This is a genomic window from Thalassospira sp. GB04J01, from assembly GCF_000751115.1.
GTDB lineage: Bacteria > Pseudomonadota > Alphaproteobacteria > Rhodospirillales > Thalassospiraceae > Thalassospira > Thalassospira lucentensis.
Genome location: NZ_CCDX020000009.1, coordinates 464766 through 490157, shown reverse-complemented (window position 1 = coordinate 490157; position 25392 = coordinate 464766). Strand labels below are relative to the sequence as shown.

26 protein-coding genes are annotated in these 25392 nt (G+C 55.5%); 11 read left to right on the top strand and 15 right to left on the bottom strand.

Annotation, left to right across the window (positions count from 1 at the left end):
* Nucleotides 1–462: methyl-accepting chemotaxis protein (locus AMM48_RS09485; RefSeq protein ID WP_244271173.1), on the top strand; the 462-nt coding region annotated here is incomplete at its 5' end.
* 104 nt (nt 463–566) lie between these two features.
* On the opposite strand, the gene AMM48_RS09480 is transcribed toward AMM48_RS09485, so the two are convergent.
* Complete coding sequence (locus AMM48_RS09480) at nt 567–1427, bottom strand: prephenate dehydratase (protein ID WP_101304812.1); 861 nt, start codon at nt 1425–1427, stop codon at nt 567–569.
* A 70-nt stretch (nt 1428–1497) separates the two neighbouring features.
* Entirely contained in the window at nt 1498–2238 is a 741-nt protein-coding gene (locus AMM48_RS09475; RefSeq protein WP_101304866.1) for a 3-deoxy-manno-octulosonate cytidylyltransferase, read from the bottom strand.
* A 411-nt stretch (nt 2239–2649) separates the two neighbouring features.
* Between AMM48_RS09475 and AMM48_RS09470 the strand changes: the two genes are divergently transcribed.
* From AMM48_RS09470 to AMM48_RS09455, 4 genes are all read left to right on the top strand, one after another.
* On the top strand, nt 2650–3375 hold the full coding sequence (locus AMM48_RS09470) for a cytochrome c family protein (RefSeq protein ID WP_102783813.1): 726 nt from the start codon (nt 2650–2652) through the stop codon (nt 3373–3375).
* A gap of 166 nt (nt 3376–3541) precedes the next feature.
* Nucleotides 3542–4324 (top strand): histidinol-phosphatase, encoded by a 783-nt coding sequence (gene hisN, locus AMM48_RS09465; protein WP_102783812.1) that lies wholly within the window; start codon nt 3542–3544, stop codon nt 4322–4324.
* 69 nt (nt 4325–4393) lie between these two features.
* Complete coding sequence (locus AMM48_RS09460; protein WP_102783811.1) at nt 4394–5179, top strand: inositol monophosphatase family protein; 786 nt, start codon at nt 4394–4396, stop codon at nt 5177–5179.
* A 97-nt stretch (nt 5180–5276) separates the two neighbouring features.
* Entirely contained in the window at nt 5277–6503 is a 1227-nt protein-coding gene (locus AMM48_RS09455) for a cation:proton antiporter (RefSeq protein ID WP_102783810.1), read from the top strand.
* 24 nt (nt 6504–6527) lie between these two features.
* On the opposite strand, the gene AMM48_RS09450 is transcribed toward AMM48_RS09455, so the two are convergent.
* From AMM48_RS09450 to AMM48_RS09430, 5 genes are all read right to left on the bottom strand, one after another.
* Complete coding sequence (locus tag AMM48_RS09450) at nt 6528–7214, bottom strand: LysE family translocator (RefSeq protein WP_102783809.1); 687 nt, start codon at nt 7212–7214, stop codon at nt 6528–6530.
* Nucleotides 7214–7711, bottom strand: a complete 498-nt coding sequence (locus tag AMM48_RS09445) for a DinB family protein (protein ID WP_102783808.1) — start codon at nt 7709–7711, stop codon at nt 7214–7216. Before AMM48_RS09445 ends, AMM48_RS09450 begins: the two co-directional genes overlap by 1 nt.
* An 82-nt stretch (nt 7712–7793) precedes the next feature.
* Entirely contained in the window at nt 7794–8741 is a 948-nt protein-coding gene (locus AMM48_RS09440) for an EamA family transporter (protein WP_102783807.1), read from the bottom strand.
* A gap of 197 nt (nt 8742–8938) precedes the next feature.
* A complete protein-coding gene (locus tag AMM48_RS09435) occupies nt 8939–10897 on the bottom strand; it encodes a potassium/proton antiporter (RefSeq protein ID WP_102783806.1) in 1959 nt (652 codons plus the stop codon).
* Nucleotides 10898–11093: 196 nt separating this feature from the next.
* Nucleotides 11094–11555, bottom strand: coding sequence for an Lrp/AsnC family transcriptional regulator (locus tag AMM48_RS09430; protein ID WP_022732656.1), 462 nt, complete (start codon nt 11553–11555; stop codon nt 11094–11096).
* A gap of 353 nt (nt 11556–11908) precedes the next feature.
* Between AMM48_RS09430 and AMM48_RS09425 the strand changes: the two genes are divergently transcribed.
* The 4 genes from AMM48_RS09425 to AMM48_RS09410 all read left to right on the top strand — a co-directional run bounded on the left by AMM48_RS09425 (nt 11909) and on the right by AMM48_RS09410 (nt 15697).
* Nucleotides 11909–12901 carry a DMT family transporter gene (locus tag AMM48_RS09425; protein ID WP_102783805.1) on the top strand — a complete coding sequence of 331 codons (993 nt, stop codon included), beginning with the start codon at nt 11909–11911 and terminating at the stop codon, nt 12899–12901.
* On the top strand, nt 12894–13838 hold the full coding sequence (locus AMM48_RS09420; protein WP_102783804.1) for a DMT family transporter: 945 nt from the start codon (nt 12894–12896) through the stop codon (nt 13836–13838). The genes AMM48_RS09425 and AMM48_RS09420 overlap by 8 nt, the downstream gene beginning before the upstream one ends.
* A gap of 29 nt (nt 13839–13867) precedes the next feature.
* Nucleotides 13868–14821 (top strand): DMT family transporter, encoded by a 954-nt coding sequence (locus tag AMM48_RS09415; RefSeq protein WP_102783803.1) that lies wholly within the window; start codon nt 13868–13870, stop codon nt 14819–14821.
* Nucleotides 14822–14935: 114 nt separating this feature from the next.
* Entirely contained in the window at nt 14936–15697 is a 762-nt protein-coding gene (locus tag AMM48_RS09410) for an SDR family NAD(P)-dependent oxidoreductase (protein ID WP_102783802.1), read from the top strand.
* Nucleotides 15698–15842: 145 nt separating this feature from the next.
* Here the strand turns inward: AMM48_RS09410 and AMM48_RS09405 are convergent, their stop codons facing one another.
* Genes AMM48_RS09405 through AMM48_RS09395 form a run of 3 tightly spaced genes read right to left on the bottom strand, consistent with a single transcriptional unit; the run spans nt 15843 to nt 17500 of the window.
* A complete protein-coding gene (locus AMM48_RS09405; RefSeq protein ID WP_022732661.1) occupies nt 15843–16133 on the bottom strand; it encodes a 4a-hydroxytetrahydrobiopterin dehydratase in 291 nt (96 codons plus the stop codon).
* A gap of 50 nt (nt 16134–16183) precedes the next feature.
* On the bottom strand, nt 16184–16822 hold the full coding sequence (locus AMM48_RS09400; RefSeq protein WP_102783801.1) for a uracil-DNA glycosylase family protein: 639 nt from the start codon (nt 16820–16822) through the stop codon (nt 16184–16186).
* A gap of 3 nt (nt 16823–16825) precedes the next feature.
* A complete protein-coding gene (locus AMM48_RS09395) occupies nt 16826–17500 on the bottom strand; it encodes a glutathione S-transferase family protein (protein ID WP_102783831.1) in 675 nt (224 codons plus the stop codon).
* A gap of 245 nt (nt 17501–17745) precedes the next feature.
* Between AMM48_RS09395 and AMM48_RS09390 the strand changes: the two genes are divergently transcribed.
* Together AMM48_RS09390 and AMM48_RS09385 are read left to right on the top strand one after the other, a co-directional pair.
* Nucleotides 17746–19146 (top strand): leucyl aminopeptidase family protein, encoded by a 1401-nt coding sequence (locus AMM48_RS09390; protein ID WP_102783800.1) that lies wholly within the window; start codon nt 17746–17748, stop codon nt 19144–19146.
* A gap of 103 nt (nt 19147–19249) precedes the next feature.
* On the top strand, nt 19250–19597 hold the full coding sequence (locus tag AMM48_RS09385; RefSeq protein WP_022732665.1) for a MarR family transcriptional regulator: 348 nt from the start codon (nt 19250–19252) through the stop codon (nt 19595–19597).
* A gap of 309 nt (nt 19598–19906) precedes the next feature.
* Here the strand turns inward: AMM48_RS09385 and AMM48_RS09380 are convergent, their stop codons facing one another.
* From AMM48_RS09380 to AMM48_RS09360, 5 genes are all read right to left on the bottom strand, one after another.
* Complete coding sequence (locus tag AMM48_RS09380) at nt 19907–20578, bottom strand: LysE family translocator (RefSeq protein WP_102783799.1); 672 nt, start codon at nt 20576–20578, stop codon at nt 19907–19909.
* 239 nt (nt 20579–20817) lie between these two features.
* The gene (locus AMM48_RS09375) at nt 20818–21513 is read right to left on the bottom strand and encodes a hypothetical protein (protein ID WP_181951562.1); all 696 of its coding nucleotides are present in this window, start codon (nt 21511–21513) and stop codon (nt 20818–20820) included.
* Between the two features lie 82 nt (nt 21514–21595).
* Nucleotides 21596–23230, bottom strand: a complete 1635-nt coding sequence (locus tag AMM48_RS09370) for an ABC transporter ATP-binding protein (protein WP_102783798.1) — start codon at nt 23228–23230, stop codon at nt 21596–21598.
* Nucleotides 23231–23239: 9 nt separating this feature from the next.
* Nucleotides 23240–24271: an ABC transporter permease gene (locus tag AMM48_RS09365; RefSeq protein ID WP_102783797.1), complete on the bottom strand. Its 1032-nt coding sequence runs from the start codon at nt 24269–24271 to the stop codon at nt 23240–23242.
* A gap of 2 nt (nt 24272–24273) precedes the next feature.
* A complete protein-coding gene (locus tag AMM48_RS09360; RefSeq protein WP_101304833.1) occupies nt 24274–25389 on the bottom strand; it encodes a microcin C ABC transporter permease YejB in 1116 nt (371 codons plus the stop codon).
* Nucleotides 25390–25392 lie beyond the last annotated feature (3 nt).

Below are 25392 nucleotides of genomic sequence, written 5' to 3'. Positions count from 1 at the left end.
CTGAACGCAACGATTGAGGCGGCGCGCGCGGGTGAAGCGGGCAAAGGCTTTGCCGTGGTGGCAAACGAGGTCAAAAACCTTGCGACCCAGACCGCAAAGGCAACCGATGAAATCGCCGCCCAGATCAACGACATTGTCGATGGTACTGAACGGGCGGTGACGGGTATTTCGCGGGTTTCAGAAACCATCGAACAGGTGCGTGGTGCCTCCACCGCGATTGCCGCGGCCATTGAAGAACAGGGTGCGGCGACACAGGAAATTTCGGGCAATGCCAACCGCAGTGCGGATGGTGTGAAACAGATTTCGCACAGTGTTGATGAAACCATGAAAAGCGCGCAAAGCACGACCGAGGATGCCGCCGAACTGAAATCGGCATCGGAAGAACTTTCAAGCCGCTCGGCCGAACTGACCCAGATCATCAAGCGGTTCTCAAGCGATCTGATCAAACAGTCGGAAAGTTAAGTCCGTCGGACGTCTGACATCTTGACGTTAAAGGGCCGGTCTTTTGCAAGACCGGCCCTTTTTTTTCGTGACGTATTCTCATGTGCTGTGCGTGCTGCGCGCGATTATTCGGCAGGCAAATCATTTTCCCGGCGGAATGTGTGAGCCGGATAAACACCGAGAATGCGGACTTCATGCGAGAAGAATTGCAGTTCTTCGAGCGCGTGGCGCAGACCAAGCTGTTCGGGATGGGCTTCGACCTCGGCAAAGAATTGTGTGGCGGTGAAGTGGCCCTCGACCATATAGCTTTCGAGCTTGGTCATATTGATGCCGTTGGTGGCAAATCCGCCCAGCGCCTTGTAAAGGGCGGCGGCAACGTTGCGCACCCGAAAGACGAAGCTTGTCACAACCGGGGTGCCGTCATTGGCGATATTGAGCGGATCGCGGGCCAGAATGATAAAGCGCGTTGTGTTGTGTGCGGCGTCTTCGACTTCGGTGCGCAGGATATCAAGCCCATAAATCTCGGCCGCAAGGGCCGGAGCAATCGCGGCAATCGATTTATCACCAAGATCGGCGACTTCCTTGGCACAGCCTGCCGTATCGGAACCGACAACTGTATTCACCCCAAGTTCTTTGCGCAATTTGCGGCATTGGCCCAGCGCATGAACGTGGCTGCGGATTTCCTTGATCTCTTCGATCCTGGTTCCCGGTACGGCCACAAGGGCGTGATTGATCCGCAGGAACGTCTCACCAATGATGTGCACACCCGACTCGGGCAGAATATGGTGCACATCGGCAACGCGCCCGGCGAGTGTGTTGTCAATCGGGATGACGGCCAGTTCAACATCGCCGTCTTCCAGTGCACTAAAGGCGCCTTCAAAGGTCCGGTAGGGTACGGTGGTTGCACCCGGAAAGGCACGACGGGCAGCCTGATCGGAATAGGCCCCGTGCATTCCCTGAAAAGCGATCCTTTGTTGCGCAGTCATCTGGTTGTTTCCTGATACGTCAAAAGTGTTTTCGTCACGAACTTCAAGTATTTGGGATAGAAAACCCCAATTACGCGCCCAGCACAAGGCGTGCGCGTTCAAGGTCTTCGGGCGTGTCCACACCCAAGGGCACGCCATCGACCAGTGCAACCGCAATCACCATGCCATTTTCAAGGGCGCGCAACTGTTCAAGCCGTTCGCGTTTTTCAAGTTCGGCCGGGGGCAATGCGACAAACCGATCAAGGGCCGCACGGCGATAGGTATAAAGACCGATGTGATGATACAGCGGACCATCACCAAACGGTGCGGTCGCGCGGGTGAAATAAAGTGCACGTGCGACACGCTGGCCGTTAAAGGCAACGACGGCCTTTACCACGTTGGGATTGTGGCGTTCTTCTTCGCGTTTGATTTCAGCCGCCAGCGTTGCGATATCGACCATCGGATCGGCAAGCGGATCAAATACCGCGCGGATGTCATCGGGCGAGATCGTCGGCAGATCGCCCTGCACATTCACAACTGCGTCATATGTGCCGTCAGGATCGAATGTCTGAAGCGCCTGATGCACACGGTCCGAGCCACTTGGCAAATCGGGATCGGTGAGAACCGCGATGCCGCCTGCGGCCTCAATGACATCGACAATTTCCTGTTCGGCACAGGCGACCAGCACCGGGCCGATTTCGGCCTCCATCGCGCGGCGCCAGACCTGAACAATCATCGGCGCGCCACAGATGTCGGCCAGCGGCTTGTTGGGCAGTCGCATGGACGCCATACGGGCAGGAATAACAACAACAGGATTGCGCGGCGTCGACATTTTGGAACTCCGGTCAGGCAGCAGGGCCATATAGCTTGCCATATAGTTAGCCACATTTTGATTTCGCGCAAAGCATGCATGTTGCGCAAGATGCCAAAACATGGCTGTGAATCGGCGGGACAATAGCCGGTTTCAGGGAATAGGCAAAAGACAGAATCGTTTTTGCGGCAATCACGCGGGCCAATGCCCAAAATTGTGCTAGACGAAAGTCTACTGCTTTTTGTTTTCGCCTTTATGTTTAAGAAAGGTTGATGCAAATCTCTGAAACGTATAGTTTCCCACCGATCAGTTTTGCCTGCTGTCACATGCGTGTTGCGTAAATTGGCGCAACACTAGGGGGACGCATGGGCAATCTGGTCTATATTATATATAAAAAACCTGAGAGTGATTAGGCTGTAACGGGGTCCCGTCATGAACACGATGGAAATCAACAAGATCGTCGCCGGCGTCATTTGTGCCGTGCTTTTGGTCATTGTTGTCGGAAAGATTGGTGGCGCACTTGTCCATCCCGATGAACTGGAAGAAGCGGTTTATCCCTTCTCCGAAGAACTGATGGCGGGTGCCGATGCGCCTGCTGCGGCGCCAAGCGCACCAGCAGGACCGGAACCTATTCTTGCCATGCTGGCGTCTGCCGACCTTGGTGAAGGCGAGAAAGTTTTCAAGAAATGCGCATCCTGCCATGATGCCGAGCAAGGCGGCCCGAACAAGGTTGGCCCGAACCTCTATGGTATCGTTGGCGCGAACTTCGCGCACAAAGATGATTTTTCCTATTCCGGCGCCATGGCCGACCATGGCGGTCAGTGGGGCTTTGCCGAGCTGAACGAGTTCCTTTACAATCCGCGTGGTTACATCGACGGTACGAAAATGAGCTTTGGCGGCCTGAAAAAAGCATCTGACCGCGCAAACGTCATTGCCTGGCTGAACAGCAAGTCTGACAGCCCGATGGCCTATCCGGATCCGGCGGAAGCCGCAGAAGCAGCCCCAGCTGAAGACGCGGCTGCACCGGCAGAAGATGCTGCGCAAGCAGCCCCGGCGGAAGGCGACGCAGCAGCCCCGGCTGAAGATGCGGCAGAAGATGCGGCACCGGCAGAAGGTGATGCAGACGCAGCACAAGGCGAAGAAGCACCGGCGCAGTAATCGGCATTAAACTGGACAGATTTTTCTGATCAGACATTGATTTTTTACAGGGGACAGGTAACTGTCCCCTGTTTTCGTTTCAAGGCCTGTTTCGGCCCTATCTGATCGCGTCTTTCTTGCCGATTTAGACGCCCCCCGCCATCAACCATCACAGGGATGTGCCTTCATGGAAGATCTCGAGCCGTTTCTGACCATTGCCCACAAACTGGCCGATGCCGCCCGCCCGGTTGTCCGCAAATATTACCGCACCCCGGTTGCGGTTGATGTGAAGGCCGATGACAGCCCGGTCACCATTGCCGACCGGGAAGTTGAACGCACCATGCGCGATATTCTGGGTGCCGAGCTTCCTGATCACGGGATTTTGGGCGAAGAATACGGTCGTGAGAATATGGACGCAGACTATGTCTGGGTGCTGGATCCGATTGACGGCACCAAGTCGTTCATTTCCGGCAAGCCAAGCTTTGCCACCCTGATTGCGCTTTGCCACAAAGGCAAACCGGTTCTGGGCATCATTGATCAGGCGATCACCGATGAACGCTGGGTCGGCGTCATGGGACAGGCCAGCACCATGAACGGTACGGAGATCAGTGCGCGCGACTGCGAAGACCTTAAATCCGCGACCTTCTTTACCACCGCACCCGAACTGTTTCGCGGCGATGCGGCCAAGGCCTATGACGCGGTTTCAACCAAATGCCGGGTGCCAATGTATGGGGTGGATGCCTATGCCTATGGGCTGACGGCCCTTGGTTTGGCCGATACGGTGGTGGAAACCGGGATGCAAGCGTATGATTTCTGCGCCCTTGTGCCCGTGGTTGAAGGGGCTGGCGGGGTGATGAGCGACTGGTCAGGCAACCCATTGACCATGGCGAGTGCCGGGGACGTTATTGCCAGTGGCGATGCGCGGTGCCATCACGATGTTTTGGTCACCATCAAAGCCGCACTGGCCTAGGGTCGGACCTATTAATTTCTGCGACCCGCCAACTTGCCACTTGCCATCTGCCCAACAGGAGCCCCGACAATGACCAATTCCCACCCGTTTCTTGCCATGGCGCACAAGCTGGCCGATGTCGCCCGGCCTGTTTTACAAAGCTACTACCGCAAGCCGGTGGAAATTGATGTGAAGGGTGACGCAAGCCTGGTTACCATTGCAGACCGGGAAATTGAACGGGCGATGCGCGACATGATCAATGCCGAGCTTCCCGATCATGGGATTCTGGGCGAAGAACACGGATCAGAAAACCTTGATGCGGAATATGTCTGGGTGCTGGACCCGATTGACGGGACCAAATCGTTTATCACCGGAAAGCCCAGCTTTAACACCCTGATTTCCCTGTGTCAGAACGGCAAACCGGTGCTGGGCCTGATTGATCAGGCGATATTGGATGAACGCTGGATCGGGGTTACCGGGCAGCCCACCACGCTGAATGACAAACCGATCAACGCGCGCGCCTGTGAACATTTAAAAGATGCGACCATTTTCACCACCGGACCGGATCTTTTCATCACGCCAAAGGCCATTGCCGGATATAAAGCGGCATTTGGGGCGGCACGCCATCCAATTTACGGCATTGATTCATATGGCTATGGCCTGATTGCGATGGGGTTTGGCGATGTTTTGGTCGAGTCTAACCTGCAACCCTATGATTTCTGTGCCGCTGTGCCGGTCATTGAAGGGGCTGGCGGGGTGATTACCGATTGGGATGGCACCGCATTGACCATCAACAGTGGTGATCTGGTAATTGCCAGTGGCGATGCGCGGTGCCACGGCGAAGGACTTGATGTGTTGCGCGCTGCGACCGCCTAACGCCTTCCGCCGCCATCACATTCCCCGTTTGAACCTTTTGGTATTTGCACCGATTTGGGGCATCATTATGTGATGAACCAATCAGTTAGGCGCAATCATGTTTGAATGGGTGATCATCCTTTTTCTGGGATCGGGTCTGATATACGGGCTGCAATCGCGCCGGTTACAACGGCGGAGCATTTCATCGCCGATGATGATGGTTCTGGCCGGGGCGGTGATTGCCCTGCCACTTGGCATCTGGCACGAAGCGCCATTGGCCCCGCTGGCTGATCGCATTCATTTCGCCACCGGCTTTGCCGAAATGACGCTGGCGATTATCCTGTTTCTGGATGCAGCGGTACTTGATTACCGCAAGGAACGCCCGGCATTGCGCCTTGCCAACCGGTTGCTTTTGGTCGGATTGCCGCTGACCATTGGGGTGACATGGGCGTTTATCATCGGGATTGATCCAACGATTGGCATTTTGCCCGCCCTTATTCTGGCCCTGATTGTCAGCCCGACCGATGCGGCCCTTGGCCAGCCGGTTTTGGAAAACAAACAGGTGCCCGATGCGGTGCGCCAGGGCATTAACATCGAAAGCGGCTTGAATGACGGGCTGGTGTTGCCGGTCTTTACCACCGCGGTGTTGTTTGAGGCCGAGTTACTTGGCGAAGGGCCCGGCAACTGGATCCGCGAAGCGGTGATGGAAATTTCCATCGGGGCCGGGGTTGGTATTTTGACCGGGATCGTCATTGGCTATGTGGTTAATCATGCCGTCACCCACCGTACCATTCTCGATCGGTTTGAACGGCTTTTGGGGGTGTTATCGGCCCTGTTTATTTATTTTCTGTCAGAAAAGCTTGGTGGGAACGGGTTTGTTGCCGCCTTTGCCGGGGGATTGGCGCTTAACATCACAAGCGACAAGGTGCGCGATGCGATTGAAAGCTTTGGCGAGGCCGAGTCAGAGCTTTTGACCATGCTGACATTCTTTATCTTTGGCTTGTTGGTTGTCCCGGCGGTTTACGGGCTGTGGACATGGCAAATGGTTATTTTCTCGGTCGCGAGCCTTGTGGTTTTGCGCCCCGTCTGTGTGTGGATTTGCATGATCGGCAGCCCCTATTCATTGGCCGAAAAGCTTTATATCGGCTGGTTCGGGCCGCGCGGGATTGCCTCGATCATTTATTTGCTGATCATGGCCACCATGATTGACCCGACCGGGCATGAGACGATCTATGCCGCGGTTGTGATGATTGTCTGTATCAGCATCATCGCCCATGGACTTAGTGCCGCCCCGCTGTCGCGCGCATTGGTGGCGCATCTGGCGGCGAAATCGAAATCATCCTGATGCTTGGCTTGGGGAAAATGCCGTTTATTGTTCGGTGATCGCCAGACGCACACCAAGGGCGATAAACATCGCCCCAAGGGAGCGTTGCAGCCACGCGCCAATCGCGCCATTGCCCTTGATGCGAAGCGCCGCCGCCCCGACCATCAGCACGATTGCACCTTCGACCAAAAGCCCGATCAGATTGACCGTTGTGCCGAGAATGAGAAACTGCAGCGCGCCGTGTCCCTGTTCGGGATGCACAAACTGCGGCAAGAAGGCCATGAAGAAGATCGCAACCTTGGGATTAAGCACATCAATCATCGCCCCCTGTCGCCATGCCTGAAAGGCGGTGACGTTATGGGCCGTGACGCGAGCGGATGCGATGTCGTCTATGTCTGAGGTGGGGTTGCTGGTGGCGGCGGAAGCGGAGGAGGATTTGGCAAAACTGCTGCGCAGCGCGCCAATGCCGAGCCAGACCAGATACGCCACCCCAACCCATTTGACGATGGAAAACGCCAGTGCCGAGGTCGCGAGAATGGCGGAAAGACCAAGGGCAGCGGCAAAAACATGGACAAATGCGCCCGAAACCACCCCAAAACTTGAGAAAAAGCCGATTTTTCGCCCATGAACCGCCGTTTGGCCGATGATATAGGCCATATCGGGCCCCGGCGAGACATTCAGCAGCACCGCCGCAATCAAAAACGGGGTGTATTGGACCAGAAGGTCAAGCATCACAGCAAATCTCGTGCGTAATAGACCAAATCAATCTCAAGCGGTTTGCCGCCCGCCTCAAGCAGCATGGACGACAATTGCCCGCGATGATGGGTTTGATGGTTGAACATATGTCCCAAAATCAGATCACGCGGCATGGTATAGGCCCCGGCCGTGACCGACTGATAGGTCAGATCGCTGGTCAGGACGTCTTCGGTCAAGCCATCAAGATACGCGATAATCGCCTGATCCTGTGCCTCACGCGCAACCCGCAGATCGCCAAAGGCATCAAACAGGATGGTATCAAGCGGCATGACTTCGGGCGCACCCAAAAGCCGCGACAACCACAGACGGTCGGCGACCAGAAGATGGTTCAGGGTGCGCATGATCGACGGGAAGAACGCGGTGCGCGGCTCATACAATGCGTCAGCCGGTAAAATGGCACAGGCCGCGTACAGATGACCGTTGGCCCAATAATTATAGTCCGCCATGCGTTTGAAATAGGCGACGCCATTCATGTGCTTTCTCCGTTCGTCTTTTATCGTCTTTGCGCGTTTTCAGTCTAACACACCACCGTCAGGCCAGCGGTCATATCAGCGGTCAGACACCGGCTTTTTCGGCCTTGTCATCACAGACCGGTTCTGACGCCACTTGTGCCAAGACAAGTGATGCCGGTTTGGGCATGCGTTTGGTCAGGATCACCACATTGCCCAGCATCGTCAGCCCAACACCCAGAATGATGTTACCGGTCCAGATGAAATCTTCAAACCATGTCGAGAGCAAAAGAGCCACCACCGGAAACATCACCGAACTATAGGACGCACGGTCCGGCCCGATTTTGCCCAGCAGCGTCAAATAGGTGCCAAACCCGATCACCGAACCAAACAGCGCAAGATAAACGAGGGCACCAAGGAAAGACGGGCTGGTATCAAACGTCAGTGGCACACCGGCAACCGCGATATAGCCAAACAGCATGACGGTGCCGTACAGCATGCCAAAGGCATTGGCCTGCATCACCGGAATGCCGTGCCCATGATTGCGGGCCGAGGCCATATTGCCAAGCGATGCGATGTAGCTTCCGGCCAGAGACAGCAAAAGCCCGATGCTGCCGCCGGTTGCCAGATCAAAGGCCGCCAGATCGCGGGCAAACACCAAAGAAATACCGGCCATGCCCAGAACCGCCCCTATCACCGTGCGTGTTTCAGGACGGCGATGGAAAAAGATCGCACCATTAATCATATTCATGATGACGATGGTCGAAAACACCACCGCCAACAGCCCGGAGGTCAGATGGATACTGGCGATATAGATCAGCACATAGTTAAACGAGAACAGGCAGACGCCAAGGGCGGCCATGAACAGATGGTCCCGCCGCGAGAAGCGCATCGGCAAGCGGCGCAGGCCACACCATGCCATCAGGATCAGGGTCGCCAGCGCAAAGCGATAGGCAACAGCGGCCTCGGGGGCGACGGAGAGCTGAAACTGGATCGCGATCCAGGTCGATCCCCAGATCAGCACAACAACCGCATATAATCCCAGTATGCCCATGACGGACTCCCGCAAGAATTGAAGCGGTAATTTAGGTCAGAAATACGATCCCCGCCAAGCCAGCATTTTTGATCCTGTCATTAGGTGAGCTAATACCATGGCAGAATCTGGCTTATCACAAGACAGGCTGTCAGTAGCCTTCCGCCATAAGCAGCCATACCCCGCAGACTGGTCGCCTGTGCATCGCCCTGTTCGGATCAGGAGGGCTTGCTGCTGGTTTCATTTTCCGGGGTGTCTGGGTCCGCGCTGTCGTCCGCTGCGTCATCAGGCGCATCATCCGGTGCAGCAAGCGCCTCCTTGCCCTGCTGAGCGGTGGGCGCGGAGGTCAGCCTGGCCGTCCGTGCGGCGTTTTTTTCATCGCGGCGACGTTTTTGCCAGTCTTTCCAGATGCTGAGAAGTTCGCTGCGCGACTGGAAGATCGGGATATTGCGTTTGGGTTTGGCAATCTGTTGTTCGACCGCCAGCCCGACGTCCGTCACACCATGTTCATCATCGGTGCGGCGCACGATCAATTCCACCGTGCCATAGGCAATCCGGTCCCCCAGTTCGAGCGTGTCGGACAAATCACGTTCAAGGATATCTGCAACCGTGAGGTCAATGTCGTCCTCTTCGACCGCAAAGCCATACAGACGGCCGATATCGGCAATCTGGGTTGTCGCCGGGAAGCTGAAATCACCAAACAGTTCGACGTCATTGGCCCCCTCGGCCGGACCGGCAAACAGTTGATCAAGCAGGTCGACATGACGCGGCGGGGTGATGATATAGACCTGATCGCCACCTTGGATCGGCCCGGCACTGTGCGGGCGCAACGACGTGCCATCGCGCAAGATCAGGCTGGGCCGGGCCCAGCGCGGAATACGTTGGCCGGTCGCCACCGCACTGGCATCATGCACACGATAAATAACGACTTCCTGATTGGCATTGCCGGGCAATTCAAGATCAATACGGTCGACCGGACCATGACGCGGCGGCACAATAATGCCCAACCAGCGCGCCATCCGCCGAATCGTCCAGCCCTGAAGCAAAAGGGATGTGATCACAACGATAAAGGCAGTGTTAAACAAAAGCTGTCCTTCGGGAACACCTTCGACCATCGGCACAATCGCCAAAAGGATCGACACCGCACCACGCAACCCGACCCACGAAATAAATGCGGTATCATTGCGCGAGAAGTTAAAGAACATCAGGCACAGCCATACCGCGACCGGGCGGGCGACAAACACCAGAACCAGTGCCAAGATGACACCGGGAATGATCACAGCGCCAAATTCCGACGGGGTGGCCAGCAAGCCCAGGGTGACAAACATCGCGATCTGGGCCAGCCATGTGGTGACATGCTGAAACCGGCGGACACCGACGCTCATTTTCATGTTGCTGTTGCCGGCATATAGCCCGGCAACATAGACCGCCAAAAAGCCGCTGCCGCCCAGAATGCTGGTCGCGCCAAACAGGCTGAGTGCGCAGGCCATGGTAATGATCGGCACAAGCCCCGGCTCAAGCTTGACCCGGTTGATCATTTGCACCAGCGCATAGCCCCCCGCCAGACCAAAAATCGCACCCAGACCGATTTGCAGGACAAAGCGTTGTAGCAGTTCAAAAGCAACATTGTCCCCACCGCCCAGCACGATCAGTTCGACCAGCGAGATGGTTAAAAACACCGCCATCGGATCGTTCGAACCCGATTCGACTTCCAGCGTGCTGCGCGTCCGATCACGCAGATTGATGCCGCCAACGCGCAGCAGGAAAAATACCGCCGCCGCATCGGTTGAACTGACAATCGCGCCAAACAGAAGGGCGACCAGCCATGGCACATCAAGCACAAGCCACGTGATGCCGCCAATGACACCGGTTGTGATCATCACCCCGAATGTGGCCAGAACAAGCGAGGGGGCCGCAGCAATTTTCAATGTGCGTCGCTGGGTTTCAAAGCCGCTGTCAAACAGGATCAGGGCAAGGGCGATGGAGCCGATGAAATAGGCAAGCGGCGCATTGTCAAAATCAATGCCGCCAATGCCGTCTTCCCCCGCGCCAAGACCGACAAACAGAAACACCAGCAGCAAAGGGGCGCCAACGCGGAAGCTGACCAGACTTGTAAAAACGGCGACAATCACCAGAATCGATGCAATCAGGATAACCAGATTCATCGAATCAATCATGTTTGTCCCCTTTACCTTGGTTGCGTTTTTGCCAGTTGTCTGGATCGTTATCGGCACAAAACGACATTGTTACGGCAACAATGGCTTTGTGCGCGATGATCTGATCGCCATTAGGGCATGAATTTATGAATATATGCCTGCGATCAAAAGCATTTCTCCCGCATGGTGATGGTTATCAGTCAAAACAGGAGGATATTTAGTTACTTTCGGCCTGTGCCGGAACAAAGGCCGTTTCCTTTGCCGTTGACAGGGCAATTTCCGGCAATACTTCCAAAATACCGCCAAGTTCCTTGATCGTGTCGGTGATGAAGCTTTCAAGATGGGCGGTATCGCGCAGGCGCAATTTCAACAGAAAGTCAAACCGCCCGGTCATGTGATGGCATTCAAGAACCTCATCGGCCTTGATCAGTGATTTCACCAGTTTTTTATTGCCTTTGGCCGGATCGGTCCGCAACCAGACCATGGCGGTCAATGCCCGTCCGATGGCGTGCGGATCAACCGCAATCTGATAGGATTTGATAATTCCCTGATCGCGCAATTTGCGCACGCGATCATTCACCGCAGAGACCGACAATCCGACCCTTGTCCCAAGGACCGAATAGGATAGTGAAGCGTCTTCCTGCAAAATATCGATCAACTTGCGATCAATCGCATCCATTAAACTTCCCCCTGATGCATTCCTGTCGAGTTGCTTGATCTTACACGAAAATCAGCGGCCCGAGAACATTTCACCCCAAAGCAATGCGCCAGACTGTGAAATTCACGTGACGATTAGCCGCCATTGGCTTGCGGTTTTTCGTTTTTTGCCGGTGTCAAACCACGAGATAATTCCTCATACCAATTGCCCGAAACGATTGCCTTGCCGGTTGGAAGACCGGGGGGCCGCCGATTGCGGCAAGACAGCCCCGTCAATTTGTCATACGATATTGAAAGATATATAGTTTCAACCTGACACTCCTGCCTGCCACCCAGTATCGCCCCCATTTTACCCCTATAAGGGTTCTGTCCCCGATGCAGCCTTCGCCCCCGACTGCCCCGACTGAACATAATGCCCTGCGCGGTACCCTGCTTATGATTGGGTCGGCCTTTTGCATGGCGACGATGGCGGTGTTGATCCGCTATGTCACGCAAGATGTTCACCCGTTCGAAGCCGCCTTTTTCCGAAATCTTTTCGGTTTGGTTCCGATGGTGCCATGGATATTGACCCATGGGCGCACCGGGTTAAAAACCGAACGGTTTAAACTGCATTTCCTGCGCGCCGCCCTTGGCCTTGGCGCGATGCTGTGCCTGTTTTCCGCCCTTGCCATCACCCCGACGGCACAGGTGATTGCGATCAACTTTACCCTGCCGATCCTAACTACGGTATTGGCGGCCCTCATTGTACGTGAGGTCGTGCGCGCGCGCCGCTGGAGCGCGGTTGCCATCGGGTTTGTTGGCGCGATGGTCATCATCCGCCCGTTTGGACAAAGTTTTGAAACCGGCGCGATTTTGGCCCTGACAGCGACCCTGTTTATGGCGGCCGCCATGACGACGGTTAAGATGCTGTCGCGCACCGAAAGTGCCAATGCCATTGTCACATGGATGGGGCTGATCATGACGCCACTGTCGTTCTTGCCAGCGCTGTATTACTGGCAAACACCGACACTTTGGCAGTTTGCCGTGCTGCTTTTGATGGGCGGATTCGCCACCGCCGGACAGCAGCTTTTGGTGCGGGCCTACCGCGCGGCGGATCAGTCTTATGTGATGATTTTTGACTTCCTGCGCCTGCCGTTTGTGGCGGCCATGGCGTTTATCATGTTTGGCGAAGTGGTCGATATCTGGACATGGGCCGGGGCGGCCTTGATCATTGGATCGGCCCTTTATATCGCGCGCCGCGAAGCGGTTCTGGCCAAGCAGGCCCGGATTGAGCCGCGCCTGCCGACCAGTGCGCCCGCCGACGCACAGGCCATTCCAGTAACCAGGGAGGATCGAAACAACGCGTCGGAAAGGAAACCCGATGCGTAGTTGGTATGCGGGCTTGCCCCCCTATTTACAGGCGACGGTCTTTGCCCTGATCGGGACGGTGATGGCGGCGATGTCATCGGTTCTTGTGCGGTTGGTGACGGCCGAAATTGATCCGCTGCAGGCGGTTTTCTTTCGCAATTTCTTTGGCCTGATCATGATTGCGCCCTTTGCGCTTCGATCCGGGGTGATGCAGCTTAAAACCCATCGACTGCCGATGTTTGGCCTGCGCGCCTTATTGTCGATGGGGGCGATGAGTTTCTGGTTTTCCGCCCTTGCCTATTTACCGTTGGCCGAGGCGACGACGCTTAATTTTACCGTGCCGCTGTTTGGGACGTTTCTGGCCGCGATCTTTTTGCGCGAAACCATTCGAAAGTACCGCATTGCCGCCCTTTTGGCCGGGTTTATCGGGGTTCTGATCATCATTCGGCCCGGCAGTGAGACCATGCAACTGGCAAGCCTTCTTCCGATTGCAGCAGCCCTTTGCATGGCGTCGGCGGGATTGACGATCAAGTCACTGTCAAAGACCGAAAACAGCACGACGATTGTGCTTTATATGATGCTTTTGATGACGCCAATGACCTTGATCCCAGCCCTTTTTGTCTGGCAGACGCCGGACTTGCCAACGCTTGGCCTTTTGGTCGGGGTCGCGGTTTTTGCCAACATCACACAGATTTGCAACACCAATGCGTTCCGGCTTTATGATTACAGCTTTGTCGTCGGGTTTAACTATCTGCGATTGCCGATTGTCGTTGGCATTGCCTTTGTCCTGTTTGGCGAAGTGCCGGAAATCTGGCTGTTGCCCGGTGCGGGGCTGATTATCGGATCGGCATTGTTCATTGCACGCCGTGAAGCCAAACTTGCCAAAGAAGCCAACCGCATCAACCGCGGCCCGACAGCGGCCACCAGTGACATCGAACCGCCGTCAAAACGCCGATAAACCCACACAGAACGTCAGGATCGCTAAAAATGAAAGCATGGTTTGACCGCCAGCCCAACACGGTAAAGGCCAGCTTTTATGCCCTGTGTGCGGCCATCCTTGCGGCGTGCTTTACCCTGACCATCCGGTTTGCCACGGCGGAAATTCATCCCTATCAGGCGGTGTTTTTACGGTTCTTTTTCGGCGTCATCCTGATTGCACCGATGGTGTTGCGCAAAGGATTGGCGGAACTTAAAACCAAACGCCTGCCCTTGTTTGGGTTGCGTGGGGTCTTGTCGGCAGCCGAAATGTGCCTGTGGTTCATGGCGGTTTTGTATTTGCCACTGGCCGAGGCGACGACCCTTAATTTCACTGTGCCGCTGTTTGGCACCATATTGGCCGCCGTGATTTTGCGCGAAACCGTGCGCGCCCATCGCTGGATCGCGGTTGTGGTCGGATTTGTCGGGGTTGGAGTAATCATTCAGCCGGGATCGGACGCGATGCATCTGGCGAGCATCCTTCCGATTGCCGCAGCACTCTGCATGGCCTGTGCGGGCATGATCACCAAACGGCTTGTGGCGACCGAAAGCACCACATCGCTTTTGTTTTATCTGATGATCATCACCACCCCGGTGTCGCTGATCCCGGCCCTGTTTGTCTGGCAAACGCCCAGCCTTGAGGCCTTGGGCTTAATGGCCGTTGCGGCACTGATGATGAATGTCATGCAGATGTGTAATATTCAGGCGTTGAGGTTGGCCGATTACAGCTTTTTTGTCGGGTTTTCTTATTTACGCCTGCCGATCATCGCCATTCTGGCATTGGTCCTGTTTGGCGAAGTGCCCGATATCTGGATTTTGCCCGGTGGGGCGATGATTATTGGGGCTGCGATCTATGTCGCCGTTCGGGAACGCAAGCTTGCCGCAACCAGTGCCCAAGCAACACAAATCCCCGCACAAGACCCGCAAACCGCGACGATTGTTGGCCGAAAAACCAATGGCCTGTGATGCCATTACCCGGTGTTTTGCCCTGCCTGCAATAGCCCTTGCCCGATAAAGGTATAATTTGGTATAGAAATACCAATTAGAGAAAATACCAAATATCAAGGGAGGCTTCACGTCATGCAGGTCAAGGGATCAATTGCCATTGTCACCGGGGCGGCGTCCGGTCTTGGGGCGGCCACCGCCGAGGTTTTGGCCAATGCAGGTGCGAAGCTTGCTGTTTTTGACTTGAACGAGGACGGGGCCAAGGCCACCGCGCAAAAACTTGGCGGGGTTGGTTTTGGGGTGGATGTTTCCAATGCCGCCAGCGTTGAAACGGCGGTTGCCGAGGTGGTCAAGACCATGGGGCGTCCGTCGATCCTGGTTAATTGTGCCGGTATTTTGCAGGGCGAACGCATTGTCGGGCGTGAAGGCCCGGCGGATCTTGATGCCTTTTCGCGGGTTATTTCCGTCAACCTGATCGGGACGTTCAACATGATGCGGGTTGCCGCCACCGCCATGAGCAGCAACGAACCGGGGCCATCGGGCGAACGCGGGGTTGTGATCAACACCGCATCGATTGCCGCATATGAGGGGCAGATCGGACAGGCAGCCTATGCCGCATCCAAGGGTGGGGTGGCGTCCATGACGCTTCCGGCCGCGCGCGAACTGGCCCGCCATGGCATTCGGGTTGTATCGATTGCGCCGGGCATGTTTGGCACCCCGATGGTCACCGCCCTGCCCGATGAAATGCAGGAAGCGCTGGCATCGAATATCCCATTCCCCAAACGTCTGGGGGATCCGGCGGAATATGGCCGGTTGGCGCTGCATATCTGTGAAAATCAGATGATCAACGGCGAGACCATCCGCATCGACGGCGCGGTCCGGCTGGAACCGAAATAGTCCCGCACGGTTCTGCCCTACATGACCGCAGCCAGAACACCCTGCCGATCCCACACCGGCAGGGTGTTTTTTATTTGAAACAGCAACAGGTTCCCGCCTTCGCGGGAATGACGATCAGGGCGGAAAGGGTGATTGGGATCAGGACCTATTTATCAACAACCGTGTTGCAGAAGGTCGCAAGGTCAATGTCCTTGGCCGTCACACCCCCGGCATCATGGGTGGTGAGCGTCACGCCGACCTTGTTGTAGACATTGAACCATTCGGGATGGTGATCCATTTTGTCGGCCATGATCGCCACACGGGTCATAAACCCGAAGGCGGAATTGAAATCGCCAAACATGTAAACGCGGCCAATCGACAGGCCGTCTTCGGCAAGATCCCAACCGGGAAGGTTGGTCAGGGCGGTCTGGATTGCAGCTTTGTCGAGTTTGCTCATGTGTTTTACCTCCTTGTTTTTTATCGCGTCATTGAACCACAAAAACGCGATTAACCCAACAGGGCCTGTACCTTGGCGCGCAGGACCGGCAAAAGGTTGGCTTCAAACCACGGGTTCTTTTTCATCCATGCGGTGTTGCGCCAGCTTGGATGGGGCATGGGCAAAATACCCTCGGGCAGATAATCGGTAAACTGATGCACGGTTTGGGTCATGGTTTTGGCCCGGCGTTTGCCAAGATAGTAACTTTGCGCATATTGCCCGATCAAAAGGGTTAATCCGATATCGGGCAAATGGCCCCGCAAGGCCTCATGCCACGTCGGGGCACATTCCGGGCGGGGCGGTAAATCGCCCCCGCGCGCCATGCGGCCGGGATAACAAAACCCCATCGGCATGATGGCAAGTTTGGCCGGATCATAAAAATCATCGACCGGCAGCCCCAGCCAGTCGCGCAACCGATCGCCCGACGCATCATTCCATGGCAGGCCGGTTTCATGCACCTTTGTTCCCGGTGCCTGCCCGATCACCAGAATGCGCGCAGCTTTTGCCATGCGCACCACCGGGCGCGGGCCCAACGGCAGGCTGTCGGCGCAAATCGCGCAGGCGCGCACATCAGCCAGCAGGGCATCAAGGGCCGCGTCCCCGCCGGGTGGGTCAATTTCAGGCAATTTTCCGGGTTTTAGTCCGGGCATGGGTTACTTTACCTCGGAATCCTCGATGATCCATTCTTCGGCCGCGGCATCGTTGTACCATGCCGTCATATCAGGCAGGGCAAGGATGGTTTCCATATAGGCATTGCCAATCGGATCGAGCGTCACGCCATAGGTTTTAAACCGGGTGACCACCGGGGCATACATGGCATCGGCAATCGAAAAATGGCCAAACAGGAAATCACCGCCCTGCCCATATTGGGTGCGGCAGGTTTTAAAAATCTCGCCAATGCGGGCGATGTCGGCATCGACACCCTTGACCGCATCGCCGGGACCACGCCCCAGACCGGGCAATGATTTACGGCAGTTCATCGGCATGTGGCTGCGCAACGGGCCAAAGCCGCCATGCATTTCAAGCGATACCGCGCGCGCAATCGCCCGGATATCCATATCCAGCGGCCAGAGCAGCGTATCGGGCTGGCTATCGGCAATATATTCAAGGATCGCCATGGCTTCCCAGATGGTTTTGCGCCCATCGAAAAAGGCCGGGACCTTTGCGGTTGGGGAAAACACCGGCGCCTGTGCGGCGAAGGCATCGCTGCGCAATTGAACGAGTTTTTCTTCAAAGGCGACATTGGCGACTTTGAGCCCCAGCCAAGCCCGCAGCGACCAGGACGAATAATTTTTATTGCCGATATAAAGGACGGGAAGCGTTTCCATGGCGGAGCCTTTTGACCAATGGGGTTGCGATACAGCGTTACTATCTTTGCTTTGCAAAGCCGGTTCAAGCACCCATGCGGAGAATTCTTTTGCCCAATTGCCCAAAGGCCATGGCAGCCGTAAGATCACGGAATATATCTTGCACTTGGCATCTTACGGTGAAAGGCGGGCGGCATCACCGCCGCATATAACGCCCTTGAGCATAAGTAACGCCAGAAACACGTCACCAGCAGGGAAGTCATACATTGTACGACCACATTATCGCACTCGATACATCCGCAAACCCGATCACCATCACCCCGATTGCCGAAGGCGATTTTACCGCGTGGCTGACCGATCAGCCAGCCAATACCAAGGCATGGATTGCCGCCAACGGCTATGAGGCAAAACGCGGCACGCATCTGGCGTTGCCGGCAAACGGCGGCGGGCTTGGCACCGTTTTGGTCGGTTACCTTGATGATGCCAAAGCCCTTTGGGACTTTGCCGCACTGCCCATGGCCCTGCCCGAGGGGACCTATGCGTTTGAGGATGGTTTTGCGAAAAATGCCGAGCTTTATGAAAAGGCTGCTCTTGGTATCTACCTTGGGGGGTATCGGTTTGATCGGTATCGCAAGGATGATGGCAAAAAGGACAAACGTGCGAAAATCGCCCTGCATGACATCACTGCGACCAAACGGGCCGAGAACGTTGCACGTGGCATCGGACTGGCGCGTGATTTGATCAACATCCCGGCCAATGACATGGGCCCGGCGGAACTTGAAGCCGCGGCAAAGCATCTTGGCGCGGAATTTGGGGCCAAGGTCAGCGCGATTGTTGGTGAAGAATTGCTCAAGCAAAACTTTCCGGCCATTCATACGGTCGGGCATGGCAGTGACCGCGAACCGCGCCTGATTGATTTGCATTGGGGCGATGACAGCGCACCCAAAATCACGCTGGTCGGCAAGGGAGTGTGTTTTGATACCGGCGGCTATGACCTGAAGCCATCAAGCAACATGTTGCTGATGAAAAAGGACATGGGCGGTTCGGCACAGGTTCTGGGGCTGGCGCGCATGATTATGGCCGCGAACTTGCCGGTCCGGTTGCGTGTGCTGATCCCCGCGGTTGAAAACATGGTGTCAGGCCGGGCCTATCGCCCAAGTGACATTTTGCAAACCCGCAAAGGCATCACGGTTGAAGTCGGCAATACCGATGCCGAGGGGCGGCTTGTCCTGTCTGATGCGCTGACCGAGGCCGCATCGGAAGACCCCGACATGCTGCTTGATTTCGCCACCCTGACCGGGGCGGCACGGGTTGCGCTTGGCCTTGGTTTGCCGGCGCTGTTTTCCAATGATGATGATCTGGCCAATGGGTTGATGGAAAATGGCTTGGCGCTGCATGACCCGATGTGGCGGTTGCCATTGTGGGATGAGTACCGCCCGATGCTTGATAGCAAGGCGGCCGACATGAACAACATTTCCGGCAGCCCGTTTGGCGGTGCGATCATTGCCGGTCTGTTTTTGGATCGGTTTGCCGAAGGGGCAAAAAGCTGGGCCCATATTGATTTGATGGCCTGGAACCCGACCGATCGACCGGGCCGCCCAACCGGTGGCGAAGCACAGGGAATTCGGGCTGCCTTCAAGCTGATCGAGGATCGTTTCGGTAAGTAAACCAAACCGGGAATTACGTATTTCCCAATTAGACCTTTGACATCTACGCAGGGGTCAGGTAGACAGATTACGTATTCGTAACAAATAATTGTTGGGCACAAGCATGTCGATCGAGATCAAACCGTCCAAGGCCCTCGACCTTTGGCGTATCGCGATTGTAGAAAGCGTGCGTCGGGATTCTCCCGATTTATCTGCTCGGCAAATGGCTTTGTTATTGAATGTTTACCTGACCCCGGCGCCGCATACCGTGCGCGGATTGTCAGATGCCCTGAATATTTCCAAACCGGCCATCACCCGTGCCCTTGACCGCCTAAGTTCGCTTGGCATGGTCAAACGCAAGGTCGATGAAGACGACCGTCGTTCGGTCCTGATCCAGCGGACGGTCAAAGGGTCTGTTTTCCTGCGTGAGTTTGGCGATATTATCGTCGCGGCAGGCAAAGAAACCGACTAAACCGCCTCTGGCTCTCGGTCGAACAACCGTTTACAGATCGACTTTGGGCCCGTTTGGGCGGCAAATTCAGGATCTGGTCGCCCTTAGGGCGATTTAGGGCAGCAATCCTTTCCTTTACGCAAATTCCGTTCTTCTTATACAGTCAAAAATCGCTATATACAGACCAGTTGGTATGTAACGGCTGTTTTGCGCATCTCGCCCATTTCCCTGTTTTCACGTTTAAGAACAAGGGTATAGGCGAAATGAAATCAGTACATATAAGATAACTGCGGGTGAATTTCGCCAGATACGCCGTGTTGCGCGAAAAGGTCAGTGACGGGTGCCCGCACTGCTTTCTGGCATCTCAATCAGCGACAAAAGGGCAGCAGCAGCGATCAAAACAGCCCCGGAGACCCGTGCCACCACATTTGTCCCGCCGCGCTGCACCAGCCAAGGCATCACCCGGGCGGCCCCCATCGCGTAAATCATTACGAATGTGTAATCAAGAACAACAAAGGTCACACCAAGGATCAGCAACTGCGGGATCAATGCGGCGGTCGGATCGACAAATTGCGGGAACAATGCGCCGAAAAACGCAATGGCCTTTGGATTACCCGCCGCAACCAGAAAACCCTCACGGAACAGTTTACGGCGACGGACGGGTTCATAGAGGCCCGCCGGGTTCGTTTTGATATCGTTCTGAACCTTGTTTGCCCTGGATTTGCGAAAAAGGGCTGTCAGCCCCATCACCAGAAGGAAACCAACCCCGCACCACTTCACAACCGCAAACGCCGTCACCGACGTTGCCAAAAGCGCCCCAAGCCCGACAGCGGCAACCACCATCTGGATCATGTTTGCCGTCACATCGCCCAAGGCCGTCATCAAGGTCGGGCGGGCACCATAGCGCAGCGCATGCGACATCCCAATCAGAACACTTGGCCCCGGTGTCAGGACCAGCAAAAAGACAAGAACGGTAAAACTCAGCCAGGTTTCAAACGGCATGATAGGCGATCTCCGGTGCAAAGGACGTCATCGGCATATCACGCCATTCCGATCGCACAAGTGCGTGTTGTGCAATGCCCCATGACAATGCGTCATCACGCCCGGATCAGGGGCGAAGATTAAAGGAAACACACCCTTAAACCCATCACAGGATAAACCGGCAGCACCGCAGAAGCATTGCAACCGGTTTCATATGAAGGTCGGGTCAGGAGGTCATTGCAAAGGGAGTGCGCACAGCGTTAGCGTTTCTTGGCATCGCCCGGCCAATGATCATAGAACTTGCGGACCTGAACAGAGCGCAGGGTATCTGGCGGCAAGATGGATTGTGCCGTTTTCTGCAACTGGAACTGAAGGGCCGAGAAATAGCGGTTCGGCACGGGTGCAAACGGACTAAAGGGCGGCTCGGGTGTGATTTCCTCACCTTTTTCGGCCGCTTCTTCAGCGGCGTCTGCTTCGGCCTGAAGTTCTTCTTCAGTTTTGGCCGGCGGGGGTGGCAACAAGGCCGGCGCGTCAAACTTAAAGCCACGCTTGCCCGGTTCGCGGGTTTCGAAACGGTTCTGGGTATCGCGGTACATCAGACGTTGCAGATCAACCAAAAACGCATTGATGATTTTTGGCATCCGGCTTTCGATCACCTCGACATCCTGTTTGGTCGCGGCCTCAAGCCAGATGTTGAATACCAACTGGCGAATGGTGCCCGATTTTGGCAGCACCACGGTCAGCGACACCGGATCGGGAATGATAACAGTATCGGGAATGACCGGTTCGGTGGGAGCGTCTTCCCCGGCGGCGGGTTCGCTTTTGGTCGAGGCATCCGCCGGCGGGACCGCGCCCAACAAGACAAGCGTGCTGAGCAGTCCGGCGATCATGCACAGAACGACGCGTTTGAGTATCGTGGTATTGGCACTGGTTTTTGGCTGCTGGAAGGTCGCCATCAACGGTATGCCCCTTTTCTTTCCATGTTATCAGTATCTTATTGGAATTCTTGTAGCATCTTTTACGTGCATATGTCTGCCATCAGTTCCTGACAAAATCTGTCCCGGCCGCACGCAGATCAAGGGCGGCCGCCAGAAGCGCCTTGGTATAGGGTTGCTGCGGATGATCAAACACATCTGCCGCCGCACCGCTTTCGACCAGTTTGCCGCCCTGCATCACCATCACCCGATGTGAAAGTGCACGCACCACCCGTAAATCATGGCTGATAAACAGATAGGCCATTTTGTGGCGTGCCTGCAAATCGCGGAGAAATTCGACAATTTGCGCCTGAACCGACATATCAAGAGCGGACGTTGGTTCATCCAGTACGATAAAGCGCGGCTTTAGGACCAATGCGCGGGCAATCGAAATGCGTTGGCGCTGGCCCCCGGAAAATTCATGCGGATAACGGTCCATGGCATTTTGCGGCAGGTCGACTTCTGACAGCGCCTCGGAAATGCGGGCTTGCCGTTCGGCCGGGGTTAAGTCCGGTTCATGGATTTCAAGCCCCTCGCCAACGATCTGGGAAATCGACATGCGCGGGCTGAGTGACCCGAACGGGTCCTGAAACACCACCTGCATGTCGCGGCGCAGGGTGCGTAAATCTGCCCCGGCGAATTTGCGGACATCCTTGCCGCCAAACCGGATCTCGCCATTGGATTTCAACAGGCGCAGGATCGCCATCGCAAGGGTCGTCTTGCCCGATCCACTTTCCCCGACAATACCAAGCGTTTCGCCCTGCTTCAATGTCAGTGAAATATGATCGACCGCATCAAGGTAGCTTTCGGGGCGGCCAAGCAATCCTTTGCGGCCAATCGGAAAGCGCACCTGAATGTTACTGGTTTCAAGAAGGTCGGCGGCATTTTCAGGCAAAGCCGGTGCATTGCCACTTGGCACGGCGGCCAATAGTTTCTGGGTATAGGGGTGCTGTGGATTTTCAAACAATCCATGGCCTGTTCCGCGTTCGACGATTTCGCCGTCTTTCATCACACAGACGTTTTGCGCCATTTTCTGAACGATTTGCAGATCATGGGTGATCAGCAACAAACCCATGCCAAGCTTTGACTGCAAATCTTGCAGCAGTTCAAGAATCTGGGCCTGAATGGTGACGTCCAATGCCGTTGTCGGTTCATCCGCAATCAGAAGTTCCGGTTCGTTGGCAAGCGCCATGGCGATCATCACGCGCTGACGCTGACCACCCGATAGTTCATGCGGCAGGGCTTTGAGCCGTGACGACGGATCGGGGATGCCAACCAGATCAAGCAGTTCGAGAATGCGCGCGCGCGCCTTACCCCCGCGCAATCCTTTATGAAGCAGCAAGACCTCGCCGATCTGCTTTTCAATATTATGCAGCGGGTTCAGCGAGGTCATCGGTTCCTGAAAGATCATCGAAATCCGGTTGCCCCGGATTTGACGCAGCGTACGTTCATCCGCCCCGACCATTTCCGTACCATCAAAGGTGATCGAGCCGGATGGATGGGTCGCACGCGGATAGGGCAGCAATTGCAGGATCGAAAGGGCTGTGACCGATTTTCCCGATCCGCTTTCGCCGACAAGCGCCATGGTTTCCCCGCGCCCCATCGAAAATGAAATGCCCTTAACTGCGGGAATACCGGCAAAGCTTGCCGAAAGGTCGTTTACCACCAGAAGCGGCTGTGTCGATTGGATATTCGTCATAGCCAACTCCTAAAACGTTTTGCGCGGATCAAAGGCATCGCGCACGGCTTCGCCGATGAAGATCAACAAACTTAACATCAACGCGATGGCAAAGAAGGCGGTCAGGCCAAGCCACGGGGCCTGAAGATTGTTTTTACCCTGTGCCAGCAGTTCCCCAAGCGATGGCGATCCGGGTGGCATGCCAAGCCCCAGGAAATCAAGCGAGGTTAGTGCGACAATCGAACCATTCAAAACAAACGGCAGGAAGGTAATGGTCGCCACCATGGCATTGGGCAAAACATGGCGATACATGATCCGGGTATCTGTCATGCCAAGGGCCCGGGCCGCACGAACATATTCAAGATTGCGCGCACGCAGGAATTCGGCCCGGACAAGGCCGGTCAAACTCATCCAGCTAAACAGCACAAGAATGAACAGTAACGTCCAGAACCCCGGTGCAAACAGACTGGCGAGAATGATCAGGATGAACAGTTGCGGCAAGCCAGACCAGATTTCGATCACGCGCTGCGCACCCAAATCAACCCAGCCGCCGAAATAGCCCTGTACCGCACCGGCCGCAATGCCAATCACTGAACTGATCGCGGTGAGCGCCAGACCAAACAGGATCGATATCCGAAAGCCGTAAATCAACCGGGCAAGCACATCGCGCCCAAGATCATCGGTGCCGAGCCAATGGCGTGCCGACGGCGAGGCCGGTTGAGGTTCGCGCATTTGAAAATCGATGGTGTTGTAAGAAAACGGGATCAGCGGCCAGATGGCAAAGCCGTGGTCCTCGATCTTGCCAAGGATATAAGGATCATAGAAATCCGTCTGAACGTCAAAATCCCCGCCATAGGCGGTTTCAGGATGGTCCGAGAGGATCGGCACATACCAGTTGTCGTCAAATTTGACGAAAATCGGTTTGTCATTGGCGACAAACTCCGCCGCCAGACAGATGACAAACAGAATGGCAAACACCACAAGTGACCAATACCCGCGTTTGTTGGCGCGGAAATTGGCAATGCGACGTTTGTTGAGCGGGGACAAAATGATGTTTGGCATGATCAATCCTCCCGCGCATCAAAGTTGATCCGGGGATCAACGAAGTGATAGCTGAGATCGCTGATCAGGTTGAGCACAAGCCCAAACAGCGTGAACAGATAAAGGGTGGCAAACATCACCGGATAGTCCCGCTTCATTACCGCTTCAAAGCCAAGCAACCCAAGCCCGTCGAGCGAGAAAATCACCTCGATCAGGACCGAGCCGGTAAACAGCAAACCGATCAAGGCACTTGGGAAACCGGCAATCACCAGCAACATGGCATTGCGAAACACATGGCCATAGAGAACCCGTTTTTCCGTCAGGCCCTTGGCGCGTGCGGTGACGACATATTGCTTGTTGATTTCATCAAGGAACGAGTTCTTGGTCAGCATGGTCAGGGTGGTAAACCCGCCAATCGTCAGGGCGGTAATCGGCAAGGCCAGATGCCAGAAATAGTCGCCGATTTTGCCCAGAAGCGACATTTCATCAAAATTCGATGACGTCAGCCCGCGTAAGGGGAACAGATCGAAATACGTCCCCCCGGCAAAGACAACAATCAGCATCACGGCAAACAGGAAGCCCGGAATGGCATAGCCGACAATGATCGCCGCCGATGACCAGACATCAAAGTTTGATCCATCGCGCACCGCCTTTGCGACACCAAGGGGGACGGAGACCATATAAATGATCAGCGTTGACCAAAGGCCCAGCGAAATCGAGACCGGCATTTTATCGACCACAAGATCAATGACATCGCGGTCCTGAAAATAGCTTTGGCCAAAATCGAACGTCAGATAGTTCTTCATCATGATCCAGAAGCGTTCATAGGCCGGTTTATCGAACCCGAACTGCTTTTCAAGCTGGCTAATGATTTCAGGATCAAGCCCCTGTGCACCGCGATAGGTCGAGGTGGAGGAGAAATTGTTGCTTCCCCCGCCATTGCCACCGCCACCGCCGCCACTTTCAGCACCCTGATTGCTGATGCGTGCGGTTGCGGACACATCAGCCCCTTGAAGCTGGGCGACGATTTGTTCAACCGGGCCACCGGGTGCGAATTGAATGATCGCAAAGTTCAGCACCATGATGCCAAACAAGGTTACCGGGATCAGCAAAAGGCGGCGCAGGATATAATTCAGCATTGC